Below are 1,073 nucleotides of genomic sequence, written 5' to 3' on the forward strand. Positions count from 1 at the left end.
ACAACCAGATCGGCTTCACGACGAACCCGGCCTTCTCGCGCTCCTCGCCCTATCCGTCCGACGTGGCGAAGATGATCGAGGCGCCGATCTTCCATGTGAACGGCGACGATCCGGAAGCGGTCGTCTATGCCGCCAAGGTCGCGACCGAATTCCGGATGAAGTTCCACAAGCCGGTCGTTATCGACATGTTCTGCTACCGCCGCTTCGGCCACAACGAGGGCGACGAGCCGTCCTTCACCCAGCCGAAGATGTACAAGGTCATCCGCGCCCACAAGACGGTCGTCCAGATCTACGGCGAGCGGCTGGTTGCCGAGGGCCTGATCAGCGAAGGCGAATTCGAGAAGATGAAGGCCGACTGGCGGGCCAATCTCGAACAGGAGTTCGAGGCCGGCCAGTCCTACAAGCCGAACAAGGCCGACTGGCTGGACGGCGTATGGTCGGGCCTGCGCACGGCCGACAACCAGGACGAACAGCGCCGCGGCAAGACCTCGGTGCCGATGAAGCAGTTGAAGGAGATCGGCCGCAAGCTCTCAAGCATTCCGGAAGGCTTCAAGGCGCACAAGACCATCCAGCGCTTCATGGACAACCGCGCCCAGATGATCGAGACCGGCGAAGGCATCGACTGGGCGATGGGCGAGGCGATGGCTTTCGGCACGCTCTGCGCGGAAGGCACCAAGATCCGCCTGTCGGGCCAGGATTGCGAGCGCGGCACCTTCTCGCAGCGCCACACCGTGCTCTACGACCAGGAGACCGAGGAGCGCTTCATTCCGCTCGCCAACATCTCGCCGACCCAAGGCCGTTACGAGGTCATCAACTCGATGCTCTCGGAAGAGGCGGTGCTGGGCTTCGAATACGGCTATTCGCTGGCGCGGCCGAATGCGCTCACCCTCTGGGAAGCGCAGTTCGGCGATTTCGCCAACGGCGCGCAGGTGATCTTCGACCAGTTCATCTCGTCGGGCGAGCGCAAGTGGCTGCGCATGTCGGGCCTCGTCTGCCTGCTGCCGCACGGCTATGAGGGCCAGGGACCGGAGCATTCGTCGGCCCGCCTCGAGCGCTGGCTGCAGATGTGCGCC

At 63.9% G+C, this 1,073-nt stretch carries 1 protein-coding gene; it reads left to right on the forward strand.

Annotation, left to right across the window (positions count from 1 at the left end; all coding sequences use genetic code 11):
- Positions 1–1,073: thiamine pyrophosphate-dependent enzyme (locus B2742_RS03985; RefSeq protein WP_292063249.1), on the forward strand; the 1,073-nt coding region annotated here is incomplete at both ends.

Origin of the sequence: Brevundimonas sp. UBA7664, from assembly GCF_002483305.1 — a bacterium.
Classification (GTDB): Bacteria; Pseudomonadota; Alphaproteobacteria; order Caulobacterales; family Caulobacteraceae; genus Brevundimonas.